Here is a 25,297-nt window from a genome sequence, read left to right on the forward strand (position 1 = left end):
TGCCAAGGGCCAGCAGGTCTGATTGTTGCCTCAGCCGTGCAAGAGTAGCAAGTACGAAGCAGTCCATCCTTGCCGGGCCTTGACAACCGTAACGAGACCATGCGTCAAACGCCGCCGGTTTTCAATTGATGACGAAATCATGCGCGAAGCCGACAGGTCTGCGCTACCGGGCCTCCCCGGAAATGTGGCGACCTCCCCCTAAAGGGCGATCCGCGACACGATGGGCCGACTTGATCAAGGCCAATTCCGCTGCTGTCAGTTCCTGTCAGTACCACTCCCTAGAATCTTTGGCCTCTACCCGCATTGAGGCTGCCTACAGCATGTCAGACGCCGATATCCGCATTCGCGGTGCCCGCCAGCACAACCTGAAGAACCTCGACCTGGACCTCCGGACGGGGGAACTCACGGTCGTGACCGGGCCCAGTGGGTCGGGCAAGTCCAGCCTGGTCTTCGATACGCTGTATGCGGAAGGGCAACGTCGTTACGTCGAGACGTTCTCCGCCTACGCCCGCCAGTTCCTGGACCGGATGGACCGTCCGGCGGTGGACAAGGTGGAAGGCGTGCCGCCCGCCATCGCCATCGACCAGACCAATCCGGTGCGCACCAGCCGGTCCACCGTCGGCACGATGACGGAGCTGAACGACCACCTCAAGCTGCTGTTCGCGCGCGGGGCCGAGCTCTTCGACCGCGACACCGCCTTGCCGGTGCGCCATGACACGCCGCAGACCATCTACGCCGATCTGCTGGCCCGCACCCGCGACAACGACCCGCGCCTGGTGCTGACCTTCCCGGTGGAGCTGCCGGAGTCGGTGAGCCCGGAGGAAGTGCAGCAGTGGCTGTCCGCGTCCGGCTTCACCCGCGTGCAGGCGGAACGCGTCAAGGACGGCCGCAAGGTGCTGGACGTCGTGGCCGACCGTTTCCGGGTGCAGGGCGTGGAGCAGTCCCGTGCGCTGGAAGCCATCGAACTGGGCCTCAAGCGCGGCAGTGGCCGGTTGTCGGTGTATGTGCTGCCGGCCGAGGAGGGCGCCGAGCCGGTGCTGTGGCGTTATTCCACCGGCCTGCATTGCCCGGAGAGCGACATCCGTTATGCGGATCCGCAGCCGGCGCTGTTCTCCTTCAATTCGGCCATGGGTGCCTGCGACAGCTGCCGCGGCTTTGGCCGCGTGATTGGCGTGGACCTGGGCCTGGTGATTCCCGATGAGCGCAAGACCCTGCGCGGCGGTGCCATCAAGCCGATGCAGACACCGGCCTGGAAGGAATGCCAGGACGACCTGCTCAAGTACGCCGGTGAGGCCGGCATCCCGCGGGACACGGCCTGGAACCAGATGACCCAGGCCCAGCGGGACTGGGTGATCGAGGGCAGCCCCAACTGGAGCGGCAACTGGAACAAGCAGTGGTACGGGGTGCGCCGGTTCTTCGACTACCTGGAGAGCAAGGCGTACAAGATGCACATCCGGGTGCTGCTGAGCAAATACCGCAGCTACACCGAATGCCCCACCTGCCGCGGCGCCCGACTGAAGACCGAAGCCATGCTGTGGCGCATTGGCTCCAAGGCACTGGCCGACGAGGCCCTGGCGGCGGATGAAGGCGGCACGCACTACCAGCGCTTCCTGCCGGAAGGCGTGCGCTGGACGCGGGAGCAGCTGGAGCAGTTGCCCGGCCTGTCGGTGCATGACCTGATGCTGCTGCCCATCCACCGGCTGCGGACCTTCATGGACCATCTCCAGTTGCCCGGGTCGATGCTGGATGAAGCCTTGAAGCTGCTGCTGGACGAGATCCGCAACCGTCTCAAGTACCTGGTGGACGTGGGCATCGGCTACCTGACGCTGGACCGTCAAAGCCGCACGCTCTCCGGCGGGGAGGTACAGCGCATCAACCTGACCACGGCGCTGGGCACCTCGCTGGTGAACACCCTGTTCGTGCTGGACGAGCCCAGCATCGGCCTGCATCCGCGGGACATGAACCGCATCGTCGAGGCCATGGGCCGCCTGCGGGATGCCGGCAACACGCTGGTGGTGGTCGAGCATGATCCCGCCGTGATGCTGGCCGCCGACCGCCTGATCGACATGGGCCCTGGCCCGGGTCAGCAGGGCGGGCAGATCGTCTTTGACGGCACGCCTGAGGACATCCGCGCCGCAGACACCCTGACCGGTGCCTACCTGGGCGCCCGCAAGCATGTGGGCATGGGCCTGAAGCGCGTGGTGGACGAGCACACGCCGCGCCTCATCCTGGAAGGCGCCCGCGAGCACAACCTGCGCAATGTGGATGTGGAATTCCCGCTGCAGCGCATGGTGGCGGTGACGGGCGTGTCCGGCTCCGGCAAGAGCACGCTGATGCAGGACGTGCTGTATCCGGCGCTGGCCCGCTGGTTCGGCCAGGCCACCGAAACCCCGGGCGAGCATGACCGTCTGCTGGGGGCGGACTGGCTGGCGGATGCGGTCTTCGTGGACCAGTCGCCGATCGGCAAGACGGCCCGCTCCAACCCGGCCAGTTATGTCGGCGTGTTCGACGAGATCCGCAAGCGCTTTGCGGAAGCGCCGCTGTCCAAGGAGCGCAGCTATGGCGCCGGCATGTTCAGCTTCAATGCGGGGGACGGCCGCTGCCCGACCTGCGGCGGCTCCGGCTTCGAGCATGTGGAGATGCAGTTCCTGTCGGACGTCTACCTGCGCTGCCCAGACTGCGACGGCAAGCGCTTCCGTGCGGAGATCCTGGAGGTCAAGCTGGAGCGGGCGGGACGGCAGCTGAGCGTGTCCGATGTGCTGGACCTGACGGTGGCCGAAGCCCTGACCGTGTTCCGCGACGACCGCGAAGTGGTCAACAAGCTGCAGCCGCTGTCCGATGTGGGCCTGGACTATCTGACGCTGGGTCAGCCGGTGCCTACCCTTTCCGGCGGCGAGGCGCAGCGTCTGAAGCTGGCCGGTTTCCTGGCCGAGGCGGCCTCGCGTCCGCGCCAGGCCACGGCCACCAAGGGCACGCTGTTCCTCTTCGACGAGCCCACCACCGGCCTGCACTTCGACGACATCGCCAAGCTGATGCGGGCCATGCGCAAGCTGCTGCAGGCCGGTCATTCGCTGATCCTGATCGAGCACAACCTGGATGTGATCCGGGCCGCCGACTGGGTCATCGACCTGGGACCGGAAGGCGGCGAAGGCGGCGGCCATGTGGTGGCCGTCGGCACGCCGGAGCAGATCAAGGACCATCCGACCTCGCACACCGCCAAGGCCTTGCGCGAGTATGCGCTGGACATGGATCGCGCCCCGGTGCCGATCGCGGCCGAAGGCCGGCCGCTGCAGTCGCTGGTGCGCCAGCGTCGCAAGGCGGACGAGGCCATCCGCATCGTCAATGCCCGCGAGCACAATCTCAAGTCGGTGGACGTGAGCATTCCGCGCGGCCGCTTCAACGTGATCACCGGCGTGTCCGGGTCGGGCAAGAGCACGCTGGCCTTCGACATTCTGTTCAATGAAGGCCAGCGCCGGTATCTTGAATCGCTCAATGCCTATGCGCGGTCCATCGTGCAGCCGGCTGGCCGGCCCGAAGTGGATGCGGTGTGGGGCATTCCGCCCACCGTGGCCATCGAGCAGCGTTTGTCGCGCGGCGGGCGCAAGAGCACCGTGGCCACCACCACCGAGGTGTGGCACTTCCTGCGTCTGCTCTATGTGAAGCTGGGCGTGCAGCACTGCGCCATCGACGGCACGCCGGTGCGTCCGCAAAGCGTGGAGGCCATCGCCGCGCAGCTGATGCGCGACTACAAGGGTCGCCACGTGGGGCTGCTGGCGCCGCTGGTGGTCAACCGCAAGGGCGTCTATACCGATCTCGCCAAATGGGCCAAGGGCCGCGGCCACACCCATCTGCGGGTGGACGGCGAGTTCCTGTCCACCAGCCCGTGGCCGCGCCTGGACCGATTCAAGGAGCACACCATCGAACTGCCGGTGGGCGACCTGGTGGTGAGCCCGGCGTCGGAAGCCGAGCTGCGCGAGCTGCTGGCCAAGGCCCTGGACCAGGGCAAGGGCGTGGTGCATCTGCTGGCACCGCTGGATGGCCTGCAGGACGCGATCCGCAATGCCCGGCCCACCACCGGCATCGGCGAGCTGCGGGTGTTCAGCACCAAGCGGGCCTGCCCAACCTGCGGCACCAGTTATCCCGAACTGGACCCGCGCCTGTTCAGCTACAACTCCAAGCACGGCTGGTGCACCACCTGCGTGGGCACGGGCCTGGCGCTGACGCGTGAGCAGCGCAAGGCGCTGGACGACAGCCAGCAGGACAAGGACAACCGCGGCCGTGAACAGAGCTTCCCCGCTGAAGAGGCGGAAGTGGAAGGCCTGAGCGACCAGCCGTGTCCGGACTGCTGCGGCACCCGGCTGAATCCGGTGGCGCGCGCGGTGACCTTCGAGGACGAGACCATCGGCACCGTCGCCGGATGGAGCGTGACCGAGGCCCGGGAATGGGTCGCTGGCCTGGCACTGACCGGCCGGGATGCCGAGATCGCACGCGACGTGGTGTCCGAGATCCGCGGCCGGCTCGAGTTCCTGGAAGAGGTGGGTCTGGGGTATCTGACGCTGGACCGCGCAGCACCGACGCTGTCCGGCGGCGAGGCCCAGCGCATCCGCCTGGCCGCCCAGTTGGGCAGCAATTTGCAGGGCGTTTGTTATGTGCTGGATGAGCCGACCATCGGCTTGCACCCGCGCGACAACCAGATCCTGCTCAAGGCGCTGTCGACGCTGGGCGATAAGGGCAACACGCTGGTCGTGGTGGAGCATGACGAGGACACCATCCGCCGCGCCGACCACATCATCGACATCGGACCGGGCGCCGGCAAGCGCGGCGGCCAGGTGGTGGCGCAAGGCACGGCGCAAGAGCTGGCGCTCAATCCCGAATCGCTCACCGGTCGATTCCTGTCGCATCCGCTGGTCCATCCGGTGCAGCCGCGCCGGGAGGTGGACCTGTCGCAGGCCGACCAGCCCCGTCTGAAGATCCTGGATGCGTCGCTGCACAACCTGCGATCGGTGACGGTGGAAGTGCCGCTGCATCGGCTGGTGGCCATCACCGGCGTCTCCGGATCCGGCAAGAGCACCCTGGCGCGGGATGTGTTGCTGTCCAACATGGCCGCGGCCGTGCCGCTGCGCAAGGCGCCGTCCCGTTGGCAGGGCTGCGCCGGCATCGAAGGTCATCAGCAGGTGGACCGGGTGCTGGAAGTGGACCAGACGCCGATCGGCAAGACGCCGCGCAGCTGTCCCGCCACCTACGTGGGCTTCTGGGACGCGATCCGCCGACTGTTTGCCGAAACGCTGGAAGCCAAAGCCCGTGGTTATGGCCCCGGCCGGTTCAGCTTCAACACCGGCGAGGGCCGCTGCCCGGCCTGCGAGGGCCAGGGCATGCGCACCATCGCCATGAGCTTCCTGCCGGATGTGAAAGTGCTTTGCGACCAGTGCCACGGTCAACGCTTCAACCCCGAAACCCTCGCGGTGAGCTGGCGTGGCAAGAGCATCGGCGAAGTGCTGCAGATGGAAGTGGATGAGGCGGTGGAGTTCTTCGCGGCCATGACCAACATTTCGCATCCGCTCAAGCTCCTCCAGGACGTGGGGCTGGGTTACCTGACGCTGGGGCAGCCAAGCCCGACGCTGTCAGGCGGCGAGGCGCAGCGGATCAAGCTGGTGTCGGAGCTGGTGAAGGTGCGGGACGACGTGACCCGTCGCGGTCAGAAGCCGCCGCACACGCTGTATGTGCTGGACGAACCGACGGTGGGGCTGCACATGGCGGACGTGGAGAAACTCATCCGTGTGCTGCACCGCCTGGTCAATGGCGGGCACAGCGTGGTGGTGATCGAGCACGACCTGGATGTGATCGCCGAGGCGGACTGGGTGCTGGACCTGGGGCCGGAAGGCGGCTCGGCCGGGGGGCAGGTGGTGGCGCAGGGGCAGCCGGAAACCCTGGTGGCGCGGGGCACGCACACCGGACGGGCCTTGGCACCGGTGCTGGCGCGGACCTAAGGGCGCGAGCGGCTCAAGCGAGGCGGGGGCTGCGGCCCCGCCGTTTAATGCGGCTTGCGCCGCTGGCGTCGCTCGAATTCGTCGCTGTGATAGACGTTGCCATCCCACTTCGCGGCGCGCTGCTTGGCGCGGGCGATGGCATCGCGGGCGGCGTCATGGGCGGCGCGTCGGCGCTCCCGTGAACTGAAGCGAAGCCCGAGGGCCGCCAGGCGCTCCGACAGCCTGCCGGAGGAGGGGCCAAAGGCTCGCCGCATCCTGGCGCGCCAGGCCTGCTGGTAACGCCAGGGCAGGGCCATGTCCACGGCCAGCAGCACGCAGATCAGGAGACCCAGGGCAGCGATGACTTTGGTGAACATGGTGGGCTGCGGCTAAGCACGCCGCCACGGCGCGCGGATGCACCCACTATACGCGACAGGGCGTCAGCGGTCTCAGTGATGGTGATGACCGCCGCCGCGGCGGTCGTCCCAGCCGCCGTGACGGTCACCGCGGTCCCAATCCCGACGGTCATCGCCCCGGCGGTCCCAGTCCCGACGGTCGTCCCCTCGGCGGTCCCAGTCGCGCCGCTGCCATTCACGGCGCTCCCAGTCGCGTCGATCATCCCAGCGGCCTTCCCAGCGGGGGGGCGGGGGTGCGACGACCCGATAGCCGTGCGGCGGTCCCGGCACAAAGCCAGGGCGGTAAGCCGGACCGTAATACGCAGGGGCATAGGTCCGCGCATACCAGTCTTCCCGCACGAAATACACCGGACGGCCGCAGGCACCGTAGTACCCGCAGTGATGGGCCCAGTGGCGGTAATGGTCGGGCGGCACGCGCAGGTAGATCGGAGGGGGCGGGGCATAGACCCGCTGCACCAGCACCGGCTCGGTGTAGATCACCGACGGCGGCGGGTAGCCGCCTCCCAGCTGGATCTGCCCGTAAAAGCCGGGTTGGCCCACGCTGATGGAGACGCCCACGTCTCCGGCATGCGCCGCGGGCGCCGTCAGGGCGGCCAGGGCCAGGGTTGATGCGATCAGCAGGGATTTCATGATCGGTTCCTTTTGCGAACAGATTTCCCTGCAAGTCAGGGAAAGCCTGGGTGTCTAACGCGCGGTCACCGTCCGTGGTGGACGGGGACGCGGTAAGCAGGTGTTGCCAACATTTCTAGAATCTGCGCTCCCCCGACAACTGGGGGGTGGAGAGCGAACTTGAAGCATTGGATCCTGAGCACCGTGGCGCTGGCGACCCTGGCGTCCGGGCTGGCCCTGGGGGACGGCACCGTGGCCCATGCGGCCGCGCCGGCCCCGGCGGCCGTGGCAGCGACAACCCCCTCAACCCTCACCCTGGAACAGCTGTTCCGTGCCGAGTCCTATCGAGGCGAAGCGGCCAAGGAGGCCCGGTTCAGCGCCGATGGGCGATATCTGGCGTATTTGTGGAATCCGTTCGGGGAGCCCGGCAGCGACCTGTATGTGCACGACACGCAGACCGGCAAGACGGTGCGCGTCACCTCGCCGACGCTGATGGCGATGGTCGAAACGCCGGAAAACCTGGACCGTTTCGCCCGCAAGCTGCAGCAAAAGCGCGATGAGCAGGCTGAGCGGCAAGCCCGGGAAGAGGCGCAGGCCGCCTATCTGCGCGGCGAAAAGGTCGACCTGGACCAGTGGGAGCGCAAGGCCCTGGAAGCGCTGAAGGTGGAGCTCACCCAGCGCAAGGCCCGGGAAGACGCCCGCAAGGCGGCGGAAAAGGCCGCCTGGGGCGATGCTGCGGCGTCGTCCGCGAGTTCGGCCTCGTCCGCTGCTTCGGCGACCAGCGCTTCCACAGCAGCGTCCGGCGCTGCCAGTGCGGACGCCCGCAAGTCCGGCAAGGACCCCAAGGACATGGAGCTCTGGGAGCTGCGGGACGAGCTGAAAAAGCAGCAGGCCCGCGACAAGCTCAAGCCGGAAGACCTCTATCCGGGCGTGACGCAATTCGTCTGGGCCAGCAAGGCCGACGAGCTGACCTTCAGCTACCGCGGCCAATTGCTGCGCTGGAAGGTGGGGGCCGATCGGGCGCAGCCGCTGCTGTCCATCGACCGCATGCTCAAGCCGGTGGCCTACACCCCCGACGACCGCGCCGTGATCGTGCAGGACGACAAGCGCGTGCTGCGGGTGCAACTGGCCAGCAGCGGGGTGGAAGTCATCAACCGCGAGCTGTTCAACCCGGACGATGAAGACCGCAAGTTCAAGATCGCGCAGACGACCCTGAGCGAGAACGGCCGCTGGATGGCTTTGCTGGCCGAGGCGCCGCTGACGACGCCGGAAGGCAAGCCTGCGCCCAAGCCCGGCCGTCAGGTCGAGATCATGAACTACAGCGAGCGCTTTGCCACCGCCAAGAAGGTGGACCGCGAAGTCTCGGACGACAAGCGTGGCCTGCCTGCCATCGCCCTGTTCATCCGCCCCGTTCCGGCTGCCGGCGACACCCCCACCCGCCAGCCGGAGCCGGTGTTCACCCACCCGGGCGGCGACGTGTGGTTCGAAATGTCCCCGGTGGTGTGGGCCCGCGACGGCAGTCGTTATGCCTTCGCCACCTTCGAGCGTGAGAAGGGCCTGTACCGCGTCTACCTGGGCGAGCCGTCGGGCAAGCCGGTGGTGGTGGTCGAGCGTCGTGCCCCCATCCACCATGAGCTGGTCAATGTGATGACCCCGCAGTTCACCCCGGACAGCCGTGACCTGGTGGTGATGCTGGCCGACAAGGGCTGGCGCCAGCCCTATGCGATGCGGCTGCAAGGCGGCGACCGTGCCGTCCGTCCGCTGGTGCAGGGGGACTTCGAGGCTTATCAGGTGCTGGGCTTCACGCCGGACAGCCGCACGATGTTCGTGGTGGCCAACAAGGACGACTACGCCGCCATGAACCTGTGGCGGGTGGACTTGAAGGACGGTGCCATGACCGCCCTGGGCCGCGCGCCGGAGTACCACCGCAATGCGACCGTCTCCCGCAATGGCCAGTGGCTGGCGGCGGTGGCCGGTGACTGGGCGCACCTGCCCGAGCTCAAGCTCATCAAGAGTCAGGCCACCACCCAGCCGGCCGAGCCGGGCCGTGTGCTGACCAGCAGCCACGATCCGGCCTGGGCAAAGGTTAGCGTGGCACAGCCGGAGCGCTTCAGCTATGCCAACCGCCACGGCGACCAGATCCAGGGCTATGTCTTCAAGCCCCGCGGCTGGCAGGCCGGTGACCGGCGCCCCGGCATCGTTTATGTCTACGGCGGTCCGCTGAATGACCGCCACCTGGTGGAGACCGACAGCTTCCAGAACACCGGCTATCTCTTTGCCATGTACATGGCCGTGAAGTACGGCTACGTGACGGTGACGGTGGACCCGCGTGGTCACTCCAACTACGGAGAGCGTTTTGCGGATGCCAACTGGCAGCAGCCGGGTCAGCCGCAGGCGGAAGACCTGGAGGACCTGGTGGGCTACATGAAGGCGAACTTCGGTGTGGACGGCAACCGGCTGGGCCTGAACGGCTGGAGCTTTGGCGGCTTCCAGACCCAGTACACGCTCTACACCAAGCCGGATCTGTTCGCCGCGGGCATCGCGGGCGCGGGCCCGACGGAATGGGAGAACTACAACTCCTGGTACAGCGGCCGCACCATCGGCCCGGTGGACCGGACCAAGCCCGTGCTGCGCAAGTACTCGCTGCTGCCGCTGGCCCGCCAGCTGAAGAAGCCGCTGCTGCTGGTGCATGGCATGCAGGACCCCAACGTGCTGTATCAGGACACGGTGAATGTCTACCGGGCGCTGCTGGAGTCGGGCAAGGACGGGCTGGTCGAGCTGTACCTGGATCCGGATGGCGTGCATGCACTGGGCGGCGCGGTGAAGCCGGTCGGGCAGCATCGCAAGTATGAAGCCTTCTGGCTTCAGCATCTGGGCACCGCCGCTCGCTGAGCGCTGCGGCGTCACAGCGCCCCGGCTATCGGACGTTCGCGTCCGATGGCCACTCAGATTCGCTGAGCCTCTCCCGGGTTCACGTCACAAGGCCCACTGCCTTCCGCCAGTCAAGATGAATGGTGTGAAAGGGGTGGGCCTTGGCTTTGATTTTCTTCAATGAAATGCGTCGGCGGTGCGGGAATCATGAGCCATCCCTTTGATGGACAGACCCGGAGCTTCCCCATGACGCACCCTACCTGCATTCCTTTCCCTCAGTCCTGCGCTCAGCCCCGTGCACAAATCCCTGCACAAGCGGCTGCACAAGCGGCTGCACAGGCGGCTGCACAGGCGGCTGCCCAGCCCCCCGTCATTGCCTTGCTGGACCTGCGACCCCTGTCGGACCTCTCCGACGCGGACCTGGACGGATTTCTGTACCGCTCCCGCATGTGCCCCACCCGCAGCCGTTTCATGCCCGGCAATGCGGAATGGCTCGCGCCGCGACGCGACATCACCGTCCGCGTGGCGCTCGAGACCGTGCGGGAACGCATGCAGCAAGCGGCCGCCTGCGCCGAGCTGGTGGCCCGGCTGGAGCGGGACTACATCGACGAAGACACGCACTCGGACGACGATGAAGCCCTGATCGTCGCCGCGGCCGTGCGCGACAACCTGCGGGAGGCGCTCGGCATGCTGGGCGTGGTGGAGGTGGGCTTGCAGCGGATCGCGCAGGGCGGGCGGTATGCGATGTCCGCCGACGCCCACGCCGAGCCCGCCCCGCGGGCGGAAGAGCCGCTGGGGCACTATCGGGTGCTGGCGCTGGCCGCCTGAGGCCAGGCGGCGGTTAGTCCGCCTGATGCTGGGCGGCGTTTAATCCGCCGCTTGCCGCAGCGTCCACATCGTCAGCACGCCTTCCGGCACTTCGCGGCTCAGCGCATCGCGCCAGTGCAGGTCGGTCAGCTTCTCGGCGTCTTCGGCGGACAGCTGCTCCTCGTCACCACCGAGCAGGGCGATGGGGGCCAGCGCCGCCGCAGTCTTGGTGTGCTCGAACAGCGGGGCCCAGGCCTCGCTGTCCTGGTCCACCCCGATCATGAAGCCGGTGCACCAGTCCTCGGCATCCACCAGCTGCTGTTCGCCGTCTTCCGCAATGCTGAAGATCGGCTCCCACTCGTCCTGCTTCGAGGTCCATTGCACCGACAGGCTGTGCACATGGCGCAGCAGCAGCAGGGCCACCCGCTTGCGCTGCTTGCCGCTGGCAAACGGGTCGCCGCCGCCCCACACGGGCGCCATCCAGTCGGCGCCGGCCTTGTCGCTCAGCGAGACCGGGCTCAGCAGCAGGGCGCTCAGGTAGCCGTCGATGGCCTCGATGTTCATCGCGGCATCGGTGGGCAGTTCGGACAGCCAGTCGTCCAGGTCCTGGAGCTCGTCGTCAGTCAGGGGCAGATAGTCCGCCTTCTCGGGTTGGTACTGCGGCAGTTCCATGGTGATTCGGTACTTTCAGAAATCAGGGGCGAGTCCGTGGGACCCGTCAAAAGTGGGTGCAGCCCGAGCGCTCAGCGCTGGCTGCGGGCCTTGCGGCCATCGAATTCGGCGAGCTGGGTCTTGAGCAGGGCCATCAGCACCCGCGCATTGGCTTCGCTCATGGTGACCAGGCTGGAGGGCTCGATGCCTTCCACCGGCTGCCTTGCGCTGATGAGCGCGTCCACCTTGAAGCTGACCGTGCCGTGGCTGGAATTGGAGGCGGCCTTGAACTTCTGGATTTCGATCTGATGCGTCTTCATGCCGTGATTCTCCGCGATGCCGGTGCCAGCTGCTGCACGTTACCAGCCCCGGCGCTTCAGCGTTTGCGCAACTTCTGGATGAGCGAGACGACCGCCAGCACCGCCGCTCCGACCACCACGCCCACCAGCACATCACCCACCAGCTGCAGCGTGGACGCCACCACTCCGGTCGCCCCCAGGCTGTTCACCACCTGCTCGATGCCATGGTGCAACGTGGCCGAGCCATGGGTCAGGATGCCGCCGCCCACCAGGAACATCGCCGCCGTGCCCAGCACCGAGAGCGTTTTCATCAGCCAGGGCGCCAGTGCCAGCAGGGCGCCGCCCAGGCTCTGCTGCCATGCCGCGGCCTGACGCTTGAGCCACAGACCCGCGTCATCCAGCTTCACGATGCCGGCCACCAGGCCGTAGACCCCCACCGTCATCAGCAGTGCGACGATGGACAGCACCAGCACGCGCGAGAGGAAGGGCTCGTTGGCCACCGTATTGAGCGTGATGGCGATGATCTCCGCCGACAGAATGAAGTCGGTGCGGATGGCGCCCTTGATCTTGCTTTTCTCAAGGGAGGCGATGTCGGCGCCGGGGGTCTTGAGCGCCTCCAGCAGGGCCTTTTCTTCAGCATCCTCCGCATCGCTGTGCAGCCACTTGTGAGCCAGCTTTTCCACGCCCTCGAAGCAGAGGTACGCGCCGCCGACCATCAGCAGCGGCGTGACCGCCCAGGGCGCCCAGGCGCTGATGGCCAGTGCCGCCGGCACCAGGATGGCCTTGTTGAGCAGCGAGCCCTTGAACACGCCCCAGACCACCGGCAGTTCCCGGTCGGCGCTGACGCCGCTGACCTGCTGTGCATTCAGCGCCAGGTCATCCCCCAGCACGCCGGAGGTTTTCTTGGCGGCCATTTTGGAAAGCAGGGCCACATCGTCGAGCACCGTGGTGATGTCATCGATCAGGGCAAGAAGGCTGGAGGCCATGGTGTGATGGGCGGCGATGGGCCGCTGATGAAGGGAAGTGGTCGAAGCTGCGTTTGTACCGCATGCGCCCATCGGTATTTCCGATATGGGCCCTCGATGCGCAAGCGCTTGCTCCTGATGGCACACTGACGCGATGAAACGACGAACCACGACCTTCCTGATGGCCGCGGTGTGGGCCCTGGTGGCCCTGCCGGCCGTGCACGCGGCGGAGACCCCGAACGAGGGCCCCTATAACGAGCAGGCGGACGCGCGGGTCGACATCAATGAGGCCATTGCCAAGGCGGCCGCCGATCGCAAGCAGGTGCTGGTGATCTATGGCGCCAACTGGTGCAAGGACTGCCTGGCGCTGAACCGGGGCATGGGCCATGGGTCGCTCTCGCATGAGGTGAACAAGCGCTTTGTCGTCGTGAAGGTCAATGTCGGTCGATTCGATCGCAACGTCGACGTGGCCAACCAGATGGGCGTGACCCTCAAGAAGGGCATCCCGACGGTGGCCGTGCTGAGCCCGGAGGGTCAGGTCTTGGGCGCCACCCTGGGCGGCGAGCTCGCCGACGCCCGCAACATGGGCGAAGACGCCGTGATGCAGGTGCTGGCCAAGCTAGGCAAGAGCTGATCCCGGGCCGGGGCGATCCACAGCTTAGGCGATCGATCCGGGGACCAATCAGGCAGGCGTCCGTGTCGCTGAGATCAGCGGTCGGGCGCCTTGTTTTTTGGGGAGCCGTCGCCTAGCTTGTTGCCATGGCTAGGCCCCTTCGCATCGAATTTCCAGGCGCTGTCTACCACGTGGCGACACGGGGGGAGCAGCCCGTGTTCGCTGACGACGAAGACCGGCGCCTGATGCTCGAGTTGGTGGACCAGGCCGCGAAGCGCTTTGATGCCCAGGTGCTGGCCTACGGGCTGGGCAGCCTGCACTACGAGCTGCTGATCTTCACCCGCCAGGCCAATTTGTCGCGGCTGATGCGGCATCTCAATGGTGTCTACACCCAGGCCTTCAACCGACGGCATGCGCGCACGGGTCACGTCTTTCAGGGGCGCTTCAAGGCCGTGTTGGTGGACCGGGACCATCTGCTGCTGGATGCCTGCCGGTATGTGGAACTGGTGGGGGTGCGCGATGCGCTGGTCGATGATCCGGCGCGGTGGCCCTGGAGCAGCTTCCCGGCGCATTCCGGCATGGCGGACTCACCGCCGTGGCTGGAAGTGGAGGGCTTGTGGAGTCATGTGCTCGGACGACGGCCCCAGACGGCGTCCGACCGCCGCCGGGCCGCCCAGCGTTATTACGGCCTGGTGGAATCCGATCCGCAACTGGACATCTGGAGCCAGCTGCGCCACCAGATCTTCCTGGGCGATGCTGCCTTCGTGCAGCGGACGGTCCACCTCAGTGAACGGGCGCCTCGTGCGCCCCGGCCCCGCGCCTTGCGGGAATGGCTGAGAAACAGCAGCTCGCGGGAAGAAGCGCTGTACCGGGCTCACACCGAAGGCGGGCAGTCGATGACCGCGCTGGCGAGGGAACTGGGCTTGTCGGTGTCCCGGGTGAGCCGGCTGATCGCCGGCCACGAGCGCGGGCATCGGTCAGTGAGTCAAAGCCACTGAGAGGCAGGCGCCGCCACGACCCGTGTGGCGCGTTTGCGCGTCGCTCAGTGCAGCGCGTGCGCCGGTGCTGCCGGGCAGGTGGCAACGACCGGGTTCATTTCCGCCGCCTCGTTCCAGGCTGCGGTGGTCATCTCGCGGGCCGCAGCCAGCTGGTGGCAGAGTTCCGCCACGCCCAGGCCATCGGCTTCGCCTTCCGGCATCGGCAGGGCGCTGACTTCCGCCGGCAGGTCCGCCAGGGCGCCCAGCAATTGGAACAGCAGGTCCAGGTCAGGGCCTGACTGGCCGTCCTGGGTGGGCGTCTGTTGTCGGGCCAGACCCAGGCTGCGGCACAGATAGAAGCAGGCCTGCGCGGCGTCGTCGCACATCGCGTGCGACAGGGCCAGGCGCTCCAGCGCTTCGCTGCGCGCAGCCTGGTCCTCGGGCGTGTCCGCCTCCGACGCCAGAGACTTCATCAGCCCGTCCAATGCAGCCGTTTCCGGCAGGGCGACATCGTCATCCCGCAGGGGCAGCAGCTCGGTCGTGTCAGCAGTACGGATCGCCATGGAACACCCAGGTGGATCTACAACAGGGCCAATGCTAGGCAAGCCTGGCCCCGGTCGCCTCCCGTGGTCCGGGGGGCAGGCCGCATTGCGACGGGGGATCTGATGCACATGTCACGGTCAACATGCCACAGACCGCCCGAACGCAAAGCCAGCTTAAAGGGATTCTGAACCCCTCACTTCTTTTTGACAGGCCTAACCCATTCAGATATCACGGTTTGTCGACCGCGCGCCACGGCCAGCTGTCCGGGCGCCACATCCTTGGTGATGGTGGAGCCGCCGCCGATGGTGGCGCCGTCTCCCAGGGTCACCGGGGCCACCAGCACGCAATTGGAGCCCACATGGACGTCCGCCCCGATGGTGGTGCGGTGTTTGTTGGCGCCGTCATAGTTGGCGGTAATGGATCCGGCGCCGTAATTGACGCGCTCTCCAACCGTGGCGTCGCCCAGGTAAGCCAGGTGATTGGCCTTGGCACCCTTGGCCAGGGTCGAATTCTTGACCTCCACAAAGTTGCCGATGTGCACCTCGGCGCCGAGTTGCGCGCCCGGGCGCAGACGGGCAAACGGGCCGATCAGGGCGCCTTCGCCGACGCTGGCACCGGCCGCTTCGCCGTCGATGTGGGTGAATTCATGGATGCGGGCGCCCGCTGCGATCGTGGCATTGCGGATGACGCAGTTGGCCCCGATCCGCACACCGTCTCCCAGACTGACCGTGCCTTCGAAGACGCAGTTCACGTCGATCTCCACATCACGTCCGCAGCTCAGCGTGCCCCGGAGGTCCAGGCGTGCGGGATCGGCCAGGCGCACGCCTGCGTCCATCAGCGCTTCGGCCTGCTGACGCTGGAAACGGCGCTCGAGATGGGCCAGTTGCGACGGGCTGTTGACGCCCAGCACTTCTGTCTCGTCCGCTGTCGTGACCGCAACGACCGGCACCCCTTCCGCCACGGCCATGGCCACGATGTCGGTGAGGTAGTACTCACCCTGCGCATTCTGATTGCTCAACTGGCCGACCCAGCGCTTGAGGGCCTCGGTGGGCGCCGCCATGATGCCGGTGTAGCACTCGCGGATCAGTCGCTGCTCGGACGTGGCGTCCTTGTGCTCGACGATTGCCTTGACGGCGTCGCCGTCGCGCACGATGCGGCCATACCCGGTCGGGTCGGCATAGTGGATGGTGAGCAGCACCAGCTTCTGGCCTTGGCTGGCCTGCACCATGGCTTGCGTGGTGGGGGTGCTGATGAGCGGGGTGTCACCGCTGAGGATGAGCGTGGTGCCGCCGGCTTCCAGCGCCGGCACGGCCTGCTGAATGGCGTGGCCGGTGCCCAGCTGGGGTTCCTGGCGCACGAAGCGGATGCCGTCGCCGGCGACAGCGGCTTCCACCTGGTCCGCACCATGGCCGGTGATCACAATGCGGGCCTGCGCTTGCAGCGCCGCCGTGCTGGACAGCACATGCTTGAGAAGCGACCGGCCGGCCAGCTTGTGCAGCACCTTCGGCAGGGACGACTTCATGCGGGTGCCCTTGCCCGCAGCCATGACAACGATATTGAGCGACATAGAAAAATCGCGGCTTCCAGTGGAAAACCGCGATTATCGTTGGGCTGGCCAAGGCGTTGTCAGGAGGCCGCTCAGGGCGCCGGCGGCAGCGTCACGGACACAGAATGCGGCTCCGGACGTGTCTGCGGGAAGTCCGCCATGGAGGACTCGAACAGGGCCGCCAGCAGGCGCGAGTCCCCTTCGGTCAGGCCATCGTTGCTGGCACGCGCCTCATACAGCGGCTCGTTGGTCTTGCGGTCTCGCAGCAGCAGGGCCACTTCCCGGTCGTACCGACGCTCCATCATCGGATCCATCGGATAGGCGAAGCCCCAGCGGTTGTAATAGGGTCGCCAGGCCGGGCCGTAGCGCCACTGGAAATAGTTGCCGTTCCAGCGCCACCACAGTGGGTCGTCCCACGGGGCGGCGGAGGTGCGGGTGATGCGGGCGCCCAGGGTCACCAGCACATCGGCCGATTTCGCATCCGGCGCGGCGGTGAAGCCCACCTTTTCCAGGGCGGCGCGCGCGGCGTCCTCCAGACGGGCCTGCGCCTGCTCGTTCTGCTGCTGCGACGGCATGCGCTCGAACGCATAGGTGCCGGGCTGCCGGCCAGCGGGCCAGCTGCCGAAGGTCTGGACCTCGGCCGAGACGGTGTTGAGCGCCGCGCAGCCGGTCAGGGCCAGCACTGCCGCAGCGCCAAAGCTGGCCAGGGCCAGCCGACGAATCGAAGAGAACATACGGGCCTCCAGAGATCAATGCCGTGTCGATGCCGTGTGAGTGTCATCCAGGGCAGTCCGCGTGCCCTCGGCATCACAACGATTGTGACCGTGTCCGGTTGACCCTGTCTGTTGGGGGCAGGTAAGGATCCGGTTTCGCTCCGGTTATTCCTGCTCGTCGTCGCGCACCAGACGGATGACCGATGCGGGCGCCGGGGCGCTGGTGCCGCAGTGTTCTTCCTCGTCGAAGGCGATGTCACCGTCCTGCACCGGCGCGCCGGTGGCCTTGATGGTCTCGAACGGGAACAGCGACCGGTCCATCATGTGCGAGGTCACGATGTTGCCCATGGCGGTGAACATGTTGTCAACGCGGCCCGGGAACCGGCGGTCCCAGTCCTGCAGCATCGCCTTGACCGTGGCGCGCTGCAGGTTGGGCTGGCTGCCACAGAGGTTGCACGGGATGATGGGGAATTCGCGATGGTCGGCCCAGCGCTGCAGGTCGGACTCCCGCACATAGGCCAGCGGACGGATGACCACGTTCTTGCCGTCGTCACTGACCAGCTTGGGCGGCATGCCCTTCATGCGGCTGCCGAAGAACATGTTGAGCATCAGCGTGGTGACGATGTCGTCCCGGTGATGGCCCAGCGCGATCTTGGTGGCGCCCAGCTCGCCGGCCACCCGGTACAGGATGCCGCGGCGAAGGCGCGAGCACAGGCTGCAGGTGGTCTTGCCCTCGGGCACCAGGCGCTTGACGATGGAGTAGGTGTCCTGCTCCTCGATGTGGAAGTCCACGCCGCGCGACTTGAGGTAGGTCGGCAGCACGTCTTCGGGGAAGCCGGGCTGCTTCTGGTCCAGGTTGACGGCCACGATGTCGAACTTGATCGGGGCCCTCTCCTTGAGGTTGATCAGGATGTCCAGCAGGGAATAGCTGTCCTTGCCGCCGGACAGGCAGACCATGACCTTGTCGCCGTCCTCGATCATGTTGAAGTCGGCAATGGCCTGGCCGACCTGACGGTGCAGGCGCTTGGAGAGCTTGTTCATCTCATGCGCATGCTTCTTGGCGGCAGCCTCCGCGGCAACGGCATCGGCGCTCTGAGCAGCAGCGGTCGTGGTCTCAATCATGGTCAGTCCTATCTCTGTATCGGTCAGGCCGATGGGGCCCCGCCGCCGTTCGCGGTCAGGGCCGGGTTCCGGTCACCACTGCCCGCATTCGGCGCTGATGGCCACCTGGCAGTCGGGGAAGATTTCCAGCTTGGTCACCTTGATGCGCACGCCCACCACGCCCGGCAGCTTCATCAGCCGGGTGCAGAGCTTGCCCAGCAGGGCTTCCAGCAGGTCGGTGTGTTCGGCGGTGCATTCATCGATGATGATCAGGCGCACCCGGCGGTAGTCCAGCACGTGGCCGATGTCCGCGTCGCGCGAGACGATCATCTGCGCACCGAGGTTGACCTCCGCATCCACCTGGATCGGTTGGGGGCCTTCGCGTTCGAAGTCGAGCACACCGAGGTTGGCGCCGAAGCGCAGCCCGGTGATGTGGATCACCTGGCGGTTGTTGCGGCGCAGGCTGGCGGGCGGCTGGGCTTCGCGCAGTGGACGCAGGAAGGCCTCGACCTGCTTGGCGGCCACGACCCCGTCGCCCAGCGCCGTCTGGACGCAGGGGTGTTGACGGGCGCTGGCATCCCCCGCCACGAACAGCCCCAGCACGCCGAAACGGGGCTCGTCGCGGAAGGGTTGGGACGGGGCGGTGACGCCGGCGCGCTGCAGGGCGTCCGCCACCAGCAGCCAGGCCGACGCTTCCGGTTCATAGCCCAGCAGCACGGCGACATGGTCGAACTGCTCGTCGCCGTAGGCCTTGGACGAGACCTGCACAGCGTCTGGCTGGGCGGTCACGGCGGTCGGCATGGCCTGGGCCGGTCGGCGGCGGATGGCGGGCTGGGCGTCCAACTGCTGCAGCAGATGTGTCTGGGCCCGCCAGTCAGAGCGCGACCAGATCGTCACCTCGTGGCCATGGGCCTGCAGGAAGAGGGCGTTTTCCACCGCGTTGTCGCCGCCGCCCAGCAGCAGCACGCGGCCGGGGGGCAGTTGCTCGCGTCGCGCGGTAAGCTCGATGGCGTCCAGCACCCGGCCGTGCCGGGCGGAGGCGGGGTACAGGGGCGTCGGGTGTCGCGGCGTCAGCCCGGTGGCCAGCACCAGCGCCCGGGCCCGCAGCGGCTCGCGCAAGGCATGGTCCGCCGCGGCGGCACCGGGGGTGTCCCCGTCCAGATGGATCTGCCAGCCTTGCTCCGCCTGCCAGTCCAGATGATGGGCGCTGCGGTGCAGGAGCACATGCACGCCGGGCAGGGCCTGGACGTGGCTGGCATATCGGTCACCCAGCGCCGCCAGACTTTCGCCGGGCTGGCCGAGCAGCCAGTCCTGGTGGTAGGTGAGGGCCTGCAGACTTCCGCACAGCCGCGAGCCGCGTTCGATGACGGCCACGCTCAAGCCCAGCTGGGCGAGCCAGCTGGCCGCGCTGCAGCCGGCCGGCCCACCGCCGATGATGACGGCGTCCAGGACGGCGGGGAGCGTGGGCAGTGGGGCGAGCAGGTCCGCTTGCGGCCCATCGGAGCGCTCGGAGCGCTCGGAGCGATCGGAATGGTCCGATCTGTCCGGGCGATCTGAAGGGTGGGGCCCGTTGGAGCCGTGGTGGGCGTCGGTCATGGGAGGCGGTGGCCGGCGGGGAAAACCCGTGATTATCCGGGATCGGGCGCAAATGCGGCCAGAGCCGGTCTTTCCGGGACTTTTACCGGGCCTCTCACCGGGCCTCTCACCGGGCCCGTTACCAAGCCTCCTACGCCATCCGCTTCCACACCCGCCACCCCAGCAGCACGGCCAGGATCCCGCCATACACCGCCGGCTCGGCGAAGTTGTTCTTGCCGGCCCGCATCCAGATGAAGTGCATCAGGCCCACGATGGCGATCAGGTAGACCAGCTTGTGCAGCCACTGCCAGCGCTTGGCGCCCAGCGCCTTGATCGCCCGGTTGAAGGACGTGGCGGCCAGCGGCAGCAGCATCAGCCAGGCGGCGAAGCCCATCAGGATAAAGGGCCGCTTGGCGATGTCCTTCAGGATCTCGGGCAGGTCCAGCCCCATGTCCAGGAAGGAATACGCCACCAGATGCAGCGTGGCATAAAAGAAGGTGAACACCCCCAGCATGCGCCGGAACCGAGCCAGGGCCGGCTGTCCGGTCCACTGCCGCAGCGGCGTGACGGCGAGCGTCACCCACAGCAGGCGCAGCGTCCAGTCTCCCAGACCCCGGATGACCGCCTCGGCCGGATTGGCGCCCAGCTGATAGGTGATCACGCCATAGGCATACCAGGCCAGGGGCAGCAGGCACAGCACGAACAGCAGCGGCTTGGCCACCGGATGCAGCAGCGGATGGCGGGCGGCACGGGCGGCACGCGTGGGTGCGGGCGCGGGTGCCGGGGCGGGTGCGGACGTCGTCAAGGGCAGCTCCGTCCGCTCAGTAGAACTTCTTCAGGTCCATGCCGGCATAGAGCTGGCCCACCTGCGACTCGTAGCCGTTGAACATCAGCGTCGGGCGCTTCTTCGCAAAGAAGCCGTCCTCCCCGATGCGCCGCTCGGTAGCCTGGCTCCAGCGAGGGTGGTCCACCTTCGGATTCACGTTGGAGAAGAAGCCGTATTCCTGCTGGGCAGCCTTGGTCCAGCTGCTCACCGGCTGCTGCTCGGTGAAGCGGATCTTGACGATGGACTTGGCCGACTTGAAGCCGTATTTCCAGGGCACCACCAGGCGCAGGGGCGCGCCGTTCTGGTTGGGCAGCACCTCGCCGTACAGGCCAAAGGCCATCAGCGTGAGCGGGTGCATGGCTTCATCGATGCGCAGGCCCTCGATGTAGGGCCAGTCCAGCACGCCGGAGCGCACGCCCGGCATCTGGGCCTTGTCCGCCAGGGTGGTGAATTCCACATACTTGGCCTTGCTGGTGGGCTCTGCCTTCTTCAGCAACTCGGCCAGCGAATACCCTTCCCAAGGGATGACCATCGACCAGCCCTCGACGCAGCGCAGGCGGTAGATGCGCTCTTCCATCGGCGCCAGCTTGAGCAGGTCTTCAATGCCGAAGCGGCCGGGCTTGGCGCATTCGCCTTCGATGGCGACGGTCCAGGGACGCGTTTTCAGCGTGTGGGCATTCTGGGCCGGGTCACTCTTGTCGGTGCCGAACTCGTAGTAGTTGTTGTAGGACGTGACGTCCTCATAGCGCGTCAGCTTGTCCATGGCCATGGCGCCCGCGACGTTGCTGCGCACGCCCGGCAGCTTGGCCAGCTTGCCGGGACCGGCGGTTTGCGCCGCTGCCTCCAGCCCGAGGCCGGCACCCAGGCCGGCCAGCCCAAGGGCGCCCGCTGACTTGAGCCAGTCGCGACGGCTGTCGTAAGCGGCGCGCGGGGTGATCTCGGACGACGGGATGTGCGGTCCGTGTCGCTGTCGCAGGAAATGCATGGCCAACCTCTTCAGGTCGCCCGGGATGGGCGGATGGACGCACCTTACGTCATCCGCCCCGGCCCTGCCTGAGCCGGACCTTAAATCCGACCGGAATTACAGCGTTCCGTAAGAATGCAGGCCGGAGAGGAACATATTCACGCCCAGGAAGGCGAAGGTGGTGACCAGCAGACCGATCAGTGCCCACCAGGCAGAAATCACCCCCCGCAGGCCCTTCATCAGCCGCATGTGCAGCCAGGCGGCATAGTTCAGCCACACGATCAGGGCCCAGGTCTCCTTCGGGTCCCAGCTCCAGTAGCCGCCCCAGGCTTCGGCGGCCCAGAAGGCGCCCAGGATGGTGGCGACGGTGAAGAAGGCAAAGCCCAGCGCGATGGCCTTGTACATCAGGTCATCCAGGGACTCCAGCGAGGGCAGCCGCGCCGTCAGCGGGCCGCGCAGGGCCACACACAAGGCCAGGAACACCGCCACACCCGCCATCTTGCCGGCCCACCCATCCAGGCCGGCGACGGTTTCAGGCGTAAGCGTGGCACCGGCGCGGAAGGCCAGCAGCACCAGCACCAGCCCCACTGGCACCCCGATCAGGCCGATGTGGAGGCTGCGCGGCGGTGCGGTCTTGAGCAGCGTGGCCAGCGCGACCATCGCCGCCAGCGAGAAGCTTCCATACCCAATGAAATTGGCCGGCACATGGATCTTCATCCACCAGCTTTGCAGGGCCGGCACCAGCGGCTGGATCTCGTGGGCATCGCGGGCGACCGTGTACCAGAGCAGGAAACTGACCGCCGCGCTCACCACCAGCATGACGTAGGCGCCCAGTGCGCGGGTCTTGAAACGCTGCTCGTAGTAGAGATACATCAGCGTCGTCAGCCAGGTGAACAGCACGAACACCTCATAGAGGTTGCTGACGGGGATATGGCCGATGTCCGGGCCGATCTGATGGCTCTCGAACCAGCGGACCATGGTGCCGATGAGCGCCATGCCCACCGCGCCCCAGGCCAGCCGGCTGCCAATGGCTTCCGCCGCACTGTGGCCGCCCTCGCGCTTGAAGAAGCCCAGCCAGTAGAACAGCGTGCTCATGAAGACCAGCACGCTCATCCACAAGATGGCGCTCTGGCTGGAGAACATGTACTTGAGCAGGAAGACCTTGTCCGCGGCGGCGAGGTCGGCGCCAAAGCTGTCGGTCTGGCGCAGGTACAGCTGGATGGCCAGGAGGCTGACCGCGCCCACCACGACGCAGAGCAGGCGCAGCGGCCGCCAGAACCAGCCCAGCGCGATCAGCGCCGGCGTGGCCCCCAGCAGGATGCCCTTTTCGTAGACATCCATCGAGCCCTGGTACCGGGTGAAGGCGAAGGCGGCACCGAGCAGCACCACGGCGGCGAACAGCCAGTCGGTGAGGTCGCGCCCGGCCCACCAGCCGCGCTTGCCCACGACGAGCGAACGAGACGAGGCCGCGAGGGTGGATTCAAGCGTGGAGGTGTCGGCATGCAGCCGGCTCTCGACGGTGGACGTGGTGGTAGTCATGGGGTCAGGCCTCCTCATGCAGCAACTGCCGCTTGAGCGCTTCAAATTCCGTGGGCAGGTCAGGCGTGTCCCGGTTGCTGGACATGGCCATGCGGACGCGGGTCTGTTCGGAACGGCCCGGCGCCGATTCCAGCCAGATCCAGAGCCTGCGTTCCCGAATGTAGAGCATCGCAAACACGCCGATGATGAGCAAGACCGCGCCGGCATAGACCAGCGTGCGGCCCGGCGCCCGGGTGACCTGGAAGACGCTGGCCTGGACCTGCTTGAAGTCCTTGAGCTGCAGCACCATCGGAGAGGGGTAGAACATCGCGTCCGACAGCGACAACACCGCCTGCGTCATGAAGGCCTGGGTCTTGGGGCCGGGTTCGGGCACGGGCTGACCCTGCTGCTGCTGGGCCTGCTTGTAGAGCTCGAACAGGCTGCCGTTAAGGATGCGCAGCAGCACTTCGGACACCCGAGGGCGCTCGGCCTGCGGCACTTCCTTCTCGACGAAGTCGGACAGGGCCGGCAGGCCGCCGATGGAAGCGCCTTGCTGCGGGGTATTGACCTGCAGGCCCTCGGCGCCGGCAAACAGCGTCAGCACCCGCAGGCTGGTGGCTTCCAGCTGTTCGCGGGTCCTGGCGTTGTCGCTGGGGGCGGCGGCTTCGGCATAACGACGGGCGGCGCGGCTGCGCTGGGCCGGGTCGGCCAGGGCGCGTCGCATCGACAGCCAGGCGTCCATGCTGTCCTGGGCATCGACCGGCACCCGCAGGTAGCGGAAACCTTCACTCGGGGATTCGCGCACGCCCAGCAGGAACACACGCTGGCCTTCCAGTTCCAGCGGCAGCATGTAGTTGTTGTACTCGCGGGCCTGGCCACTGGCGTCCCGGATCTTGTAGCTGAAGGACGGGCCGACATTGCGCAGCGACTTCTTCGCGCCCACGCTGACACCGGCACCCAAGTGCTGCTCCAGGCGGCCGACCAGGTCCACGCGGCGCACATCGGTGGCAGCGGCGCTCGCGCCCCCCGCACCTGCACCAGCGGCCTCAGCGGCCTCACCCCCAGCAGCGCCGCCGAGGTTCTCCACATTGATGACCCGCAGGTCGGAGAACTCCAGCGTGGACTTCGCGTCCCCCTGGCCCATCTGGATGGCACCGCCAATCTTGCCGGTGAGGTCCACCTCATCATTGCCGGAGAGGTTGCGCATGCGCAGCTGCAGCTCGGAGCCACCGTCCTCGAAGCTGCTCTGGTAGAGCGTCAGGCCGCGGTAGGTGACCGGCTCGTTGACCTTGACGGTGGCAGCCAGCGTGGCACCGGTGTCCCGGTCGTGGATGACGATGTCACTGGCAAACAGCTTGGGCATGCCAGTCTCGTAGTACTCCACCTTGAACTTCTTCAGCTCCACCTCGAACGGCAGTTCCTGCAGCACCACGCCGGTGGGCATGTTCAGCAGGGCGGCCGCGCTGCGGTTGCCTTCGGGCACGAAGAGGTTGCCGCGAAAGCTCGGGTTGCCCGGGCCGAGGCGGTTTTCCGGCGCCATCAGGTTGAGGTCGGAGCCCTGGTAGATGGACTTGCCCTGGGCCCACATCACCACCCGCACCAGCAGGTCGCCGTCGAACAGGCCGCCCAGGCAGATCAGCACGATGGCCGAGTGGGCGGCCAGATACCCCACCTTGTGGGCCGCACCCTTCTTGGCGCCGATCATCACGCCGGTGTTGCGCACCTGGGCGCGGGCGCGCCAGCCGTGGGCCGACAGCCAATTGTTGAGCTGCTGCAGCGAGGCTTCCGGGCCCATGTGCAGGTAACCCAGCCCCTTCAGGCGGAACGCTTGCAGCGATTGCTCCCGCACTGATTCCTTGTAGTTGCGGAAGTCCCGCAGGATCTTGGGCGTATGACGGGCCACGCACAGGCTGGTGGAGACCACCAGAAACGCCATCATCAGCAGGAACCACCAGGCGCTGTAGACGGTGTAGAGGCTCATCCGGCCAAACAGCTCGGCCCAGAACGGACCGAACTGGTTGACGTAGTTGTTCAGGGGCTCGTTTTGCTTGACCACCGTGCCGATCACCGCCGTGATGCAGATGACCACGAGCAGGGAAATGGCGAAACGCATCGACGCCAGAAGCTCCATGGCGTCGGCGAGAGCGACCCGACCACGGGACGCCGGATGGGACGGCGCTGCGGACGGTCCAGCAGATGGACCCGCCAGGGCGCTGTCAGCGGGAGGAACGGAAGACTTCTCGGTCATGGGGGCCATCATGGGGGCGATTGTCGCGGGCATCCGCGCGGCATGCCATCTGCCCATGTAACAAGCAGGTGCATGCCGTTGCAGATGGA

19 protein-coding genes and 1 pseudogene are annotated in these 25,297 nt (G+C 67.0%); 5 read left to right on the forward strand and 15 right to left on the reverse strand.

The window, feature by feature from the left end; translation table 11 throughout:
* Positions 1-320 precede the first annotated feature (320 nt).
* Positions 321-5,987, forward strand: coding sequence for an excinuclease ABC subunit UvrA (uvrA, locus tag DES44_RS00775; protein WP_058936629.1), 5,667 nt, complete (start codon positions 321-323; stop codon positions 5,985-5,987).
* A gap of 44 nt (positions 5,988-6,031) precedes the next feature.
* Here uvrA and DES44_RS00780 read toward each other — a convergent pair whose 3' ends face one another.
* Both DES44_RS00780 and DES44_RS00785 read right to left on the reverse strand, forming a co-directional pair.
* The gene (locus tag DES44_RS00780; protein WP_058936628.1) at positions 6,032-6,343 is read right to left on the reverse strand and encodes a hypothetical protein; all 312 of its coding nucleotides are present in this window, start codon (positions 6,341-6,343) and stop codon (positions 6,032-6,034) included.
* A 72-nt stretch (positions 6,344-6,415) separates the two neighbouring features.
* Positions 6,416-7,012 (reverse strand): hypothetical protein, encoded by a 597-nt coding sequence (locus tag DES44_RS00785; protein ID WP_058936627.1) that lies wholly within the window; start codon positions 7,010-7,012, stop codon positions 6,416-6,418.
* 159 nt (positions 7,013-7,171) lie between these two features.
* Between DES44_RS00785 and DES44_RS00790 the strand changes: the two genes are divergently transcribed.
* A complete protein-coding gene (locus tag DES44_RS00790; protein WP_058936626.1) occupies positions 7,172-9,883 on the forward strand; it encodes a S9 family peptidase in 2,712 nt (903 codons plus the stop codon).
* 225 nt (positions 9,884-10,108) lie between these two features.
* The gene (locus DES44_RS00795; protein WP_147306909.1) at positions 10,109-10,690 is read left to right on the forward strand and encodes a hypothetical protein; all 582 of its coding nucleotides are present in this window, start codon (positions 10,109-10,111) and stop codon (positions 10,688-10,690) included.
* Positions 10,691-10,729: 39 nt separating this feature from the next.
* On the opposite strand, the gene DES44_RS00800 is transcribed toward DES44_RS00795, so the two are convergent.
* The 3 genes from DES44_RS00800 to DES44_RS00810 all read right to left on the reverse strand — a co-directional run bounded on the left by DES44_RS00800 (position 10,730) and on the right by DES44_RS00810 (position 12,605).
* The gene (locus DES44_RS00800) at positions 10,730-11,341 is read right to left on the reverse strand and encodes a UPF0149 family protein (RefSeq protein WP_058936624.1); all 612 of its coding nucleotides are present in this window, start codon (positions 11,339-11,341) and stop codon (positions 10,730-10,732) included.
* A gap of 71 nt (positions 11,342-11,412) precedes the next feature.
* Positions 11,413-11,640, reverse strand: coding sequence for a hypothetical protein (locus DES44_RS00805; RefSeq protein WP_058936623.1), 228 nt, complete (start codon positions 11,638-11,640; stop codon positions 11,413-11,415).
* A 56-nt stretch (positions 11,641-11,696) separates the two neighbouring features.
* Positions 11,697-12,605, reverse strand: a complete 909-nt coding sequence (locus DES44_RS00810; RefSeq protein ID WP_058936622.1) for a DUF808 domain-containing protein — start codon at positions 12,603-12,605, stop codon at positions 11,697-11,699.
* A gap of 133 nt (positions 12,606-12,738) precedes the next feature.
* On the opposite strand from DES44_RS00810, the gene DES44_RS00815 reads away from it, so the two are divergent.
* A complete protein-coding gene (locus DES44_RS00815; RefSeq protein WP_083525872.1) occupies positions 12,739-13,218 on the forward strand; it encodes a thioredoxin family protein in 480 nt (159 codons plus the stop codon).
* Positions 13,219-13,343: 125 nt separating this feature from the next.
* Positions 13,344-14,195 carry a transposase gene (locus DES44_RS00820; protein ID WP_058936620.1) on the forward strand — a complete coding sequence of 284 codons (852 nt, stop codon included), beginning with the start codon at positions 13,344-13,346 and terminating at the stop codon, positions 14,193-14,195.
* A gap of 44 nt (positions 14,196-14,239) precedes the next feature.
* Here DES44_RS00820 and DES44_RS00825 read toward each other — a convergent pair whose 3' ends face one another.
* The 10 genes and pseudogenes from DES44_RS00825 to DES44_RS00865 all read right to left on the reverse strand — a co-directional run bounded on the left by DES44_RS00825 (position 14,240) and on the right by DES44_RS00865 (position 25,208).
* A complete protein-coding gene (locus tag DES44_RS00825; RefSeq protein ID WP_058936619.1) occupies positions 14,240-14,737 on the reverse strand; it encodes a hypothetical protein in 498 nt (165 codons plus the stop codon).
* A gap of 173 nt (positions 14,738-14,910) precedes the next feature.
* Complete coding sequence (gene glmU / locus DES44_RS00830; protein ID WP_058936618.1) at positions 14,911-16,284, reverse strand: bifunctional UDP-N-acetylglucosamine diphosphorylase/glucosamine-1-phosphate N-acetyltransferase GlmU; 1,374 nt, start codon at positions 16,282-16,284, stop codon at positions 14,911-14,913.
* A 71-nt stretch (positions 16,285-16,355) separates the two neighbouring features.
* On the reverse strand, positions 16,356-16,997 hold the full coding sequence (locus DES44_RS00835; protein WP_058936617.1) for a DUF4136 domain-containing protein: 642 nt from the start codon (positions 16,995-16,997) through the stop codon (positions 16,356-16,358).
* A gap of 144 nt (positions 16,998-17,141) precedes the next feature.
* Positions 17,142-18,098 carry a tRNA 2-thiocytidine(32) synthetase TtcA gene (gene ttcA, locus DES44_RS00840; protein ID WP_083525871.1) on the reverse strand — a complete coding sequence of 319 codons (957 nt, stop codon included), beginning with the start codon at positions 18,096-18,098 and terminating at the stop codon, positions 17,142-17,144.
* A gap of 72 nt (positions 18,099-18,170) precedes the next feature.
* Positions 18,171-18,539 (reverse strand): dihydroneopterin aldolase, encoded by a 369-nt coding sequence (locus DES44_RS25380; RefSeq protein ID WP_058937625.1) that lies wholly within the window; start codon positions 18,537-18,539, stop codon positions 18,171-18,173.
* 81 nt (positions 18,540-18,620) lie between these two features.
* A pseudogene (locus tag DES44_RS00845) lies at positions 18,621-19,859 on the reverse strand (NAD(P)/FAD-dependent oxidoreductase); the annotation flags it as partial.
* Positions 19,804-20,463: a protein-methionine-sulfoxide reductase heme-binding subunit MsrQ gene (gene msrQ / locus DES44_RS00850; RefSeq protein ID WP_083525869.1), complete on the reverse strand. Its 660-nt coding sequence runs from the start codon at positions 20,461-20,463 to the stop codon at positions 19,804-19,806. The gene msrQ and the pseudogene DES44_RS00845, both read right to left, overlap by 56 nt.
* Positions 20,464-20,473: 10 nt before the next feature.
* The gene (gene msrP / locus DES44_RS00855) at positions 20,474-21,463 is read right to left on the reverse strand and encodes a protein-methionine-sulfoxide reductase catalytic subunit MsrP (RefSeq protein ID WP_058936616.1); all 990 of its coding nucleotides are present in this window, start codon (positions 21,461-21,463) and stop codon (positions 20,474-20,476) included.
* 96 nt (positions 21,464-21,559) lie between these two features.
* Positions 21,560-22,981 carry a c-type cytochrome biogenesis protein CcsB gene (gene ccsB, locus DES44_RS00860; protein WP_083525868.1) on the reverse strand — a complete coding sequence of 474 codons (1,422 nt, stop codon included), beginning with the start codon at positions 22,979-22,981 and terminating at the stop codon, positions 21,560-21,562.
* 4 nt (positions 22,982-22,985) lie between these two features.
* A complete protein-coding gene (locus DES44_RS00865) occupies positions 22,986-25,208 on the reverse strand; it encodes a cytochrome c biogenesis protein ResB (protein WP_233441627.1) in 2,223 nt (740 codons plus the stop codon).
* Positions 25,209-25,297 lie beyond the last annotated feature (89 nt).

Source organism: Roseateles depolymerans (genome assembly GCF_003387155.1).
GTDB classification, from domain to species: Bacteria; Pseudomonadota; Gammaproteobacteria; order Burkholderiales; family Burkholderiaceae_C; genus Roseateles; species Roseateles depolymerans.

Excerpts from the sequence above, each read along its gene's own strand:
- ccsB (WP_083525868.1), bottom strand. The coding sequence starts at position 22,981 with ATGACTACCACCACGTCCACCGTCGAGAGCCGGCTGCATGCCGACACC.
- DES44_RS00795 (WP_147306909.1), top strand. The coding sequence starts at position 10,109 with ATGACGCACCCTACCTGCATTCCTTTCCCTCAGTCCTGCGCTCAGCCC.
- DES44_RS00800 (WP_058936624.1), bottom strand. The coding sequence starts at position 11,341 with ATGGAACTGCCGCAGTACCAACCCGAGAAGGCGGACTATCTGCCCCTG.
- DES44_RS00810 (WP_058936622.1), bottom strand. The coding sequence starts at position 12,605 with ATGGCCTCCAGCCTTCTTGCCCTGATCGATGACATCACCACGGTGCTC.
- DES44_RS00785 (WP_058936627.1), bottom strand. The coding sequence starts at position 7,012 with ATGAAATCCCTGCTGATCGCATCAACCCTGGCCCTGGCCGCCCTGACG.
- DES44_RS00780 (WP_058936628.1), bottom strand. The coding sequence starts at position 6,343 with ATGTTCACCAAAGTCATCGCTGCCCTGGGTCTCCTGATCTGCGTGCTG.
- uvrA (WP_058936629.1), top strand. The coding sequence starts at position 321 with ATGTCAGACGCCGATATCCGCATTCGCGGTGCCCGCCAGCACAACCTG.
- ttcA (WP_083525871.1), bottom strand. The coding sequence starts at position 18,098 with ATGATTGAGACCACGACCGCTGCTGCTCAGAGCGCCGATGCCGTTGCC.
- msrP (WP_058936616.1), bottom strand. The coding sequence starts at position 21,463 with ATGCATTTCCTGCGACAGCGACACGGACCGCACATCCCGTCGTCCGAG.
- DES44_RS00820 (WP_058936620.1), top strand. The coding sequence starts at position 13,344 with ATGGCTAGGCCCCTTCGCATCGAATTTCCAGGCGCTGTCTACCACGTG.
- glmU (WP_058936618.1), bottom strand. The coding sequence starts at position 16,284 with ATGTCGCTCAATATCGTTGTCATGGCTGCGGGCAAGGGCACCCGCATG.
- DES44_RS00865 (WP_233441627.1), bottom strand. The coding sequence starts at position 25,208 with ATGACCGAGAAGTCTTCCGTTCCTCCCGCTGACAGCGCCCTGGCGGGT.
- DES44_RS00805 (WP_058936623.1), bottom strand. The coding sequence starts at position 11,640 with ATGAAGACGCATCAGATCGAAATCCAGAAGTTCAAGGCCGCCTCCAAT.
- DES44_RS00835 (WP_058936617.1), bottom strand. The coding sequence starts at position 16,997 with ATGTTCTCTTCGATTCGTCGGCTGGCCCTGGCCAGCTTTGGCGCTGCG.
- DES44_RS00825 (WP_058936619.1), bottom strand. The coding sequence starts at position 14,737 with ATGGCGATCCGTACTGCTGACACGACCGAGCTGCTGCCCCTGCGGGAT.
- DES44_RS00815 (WP_083525872.1), top strand. The coding sequence starts at position 12,739 with ATGAAACGACGAACCACGACCTTCCTGATGGCCGCGGTGTGGGCCCTG.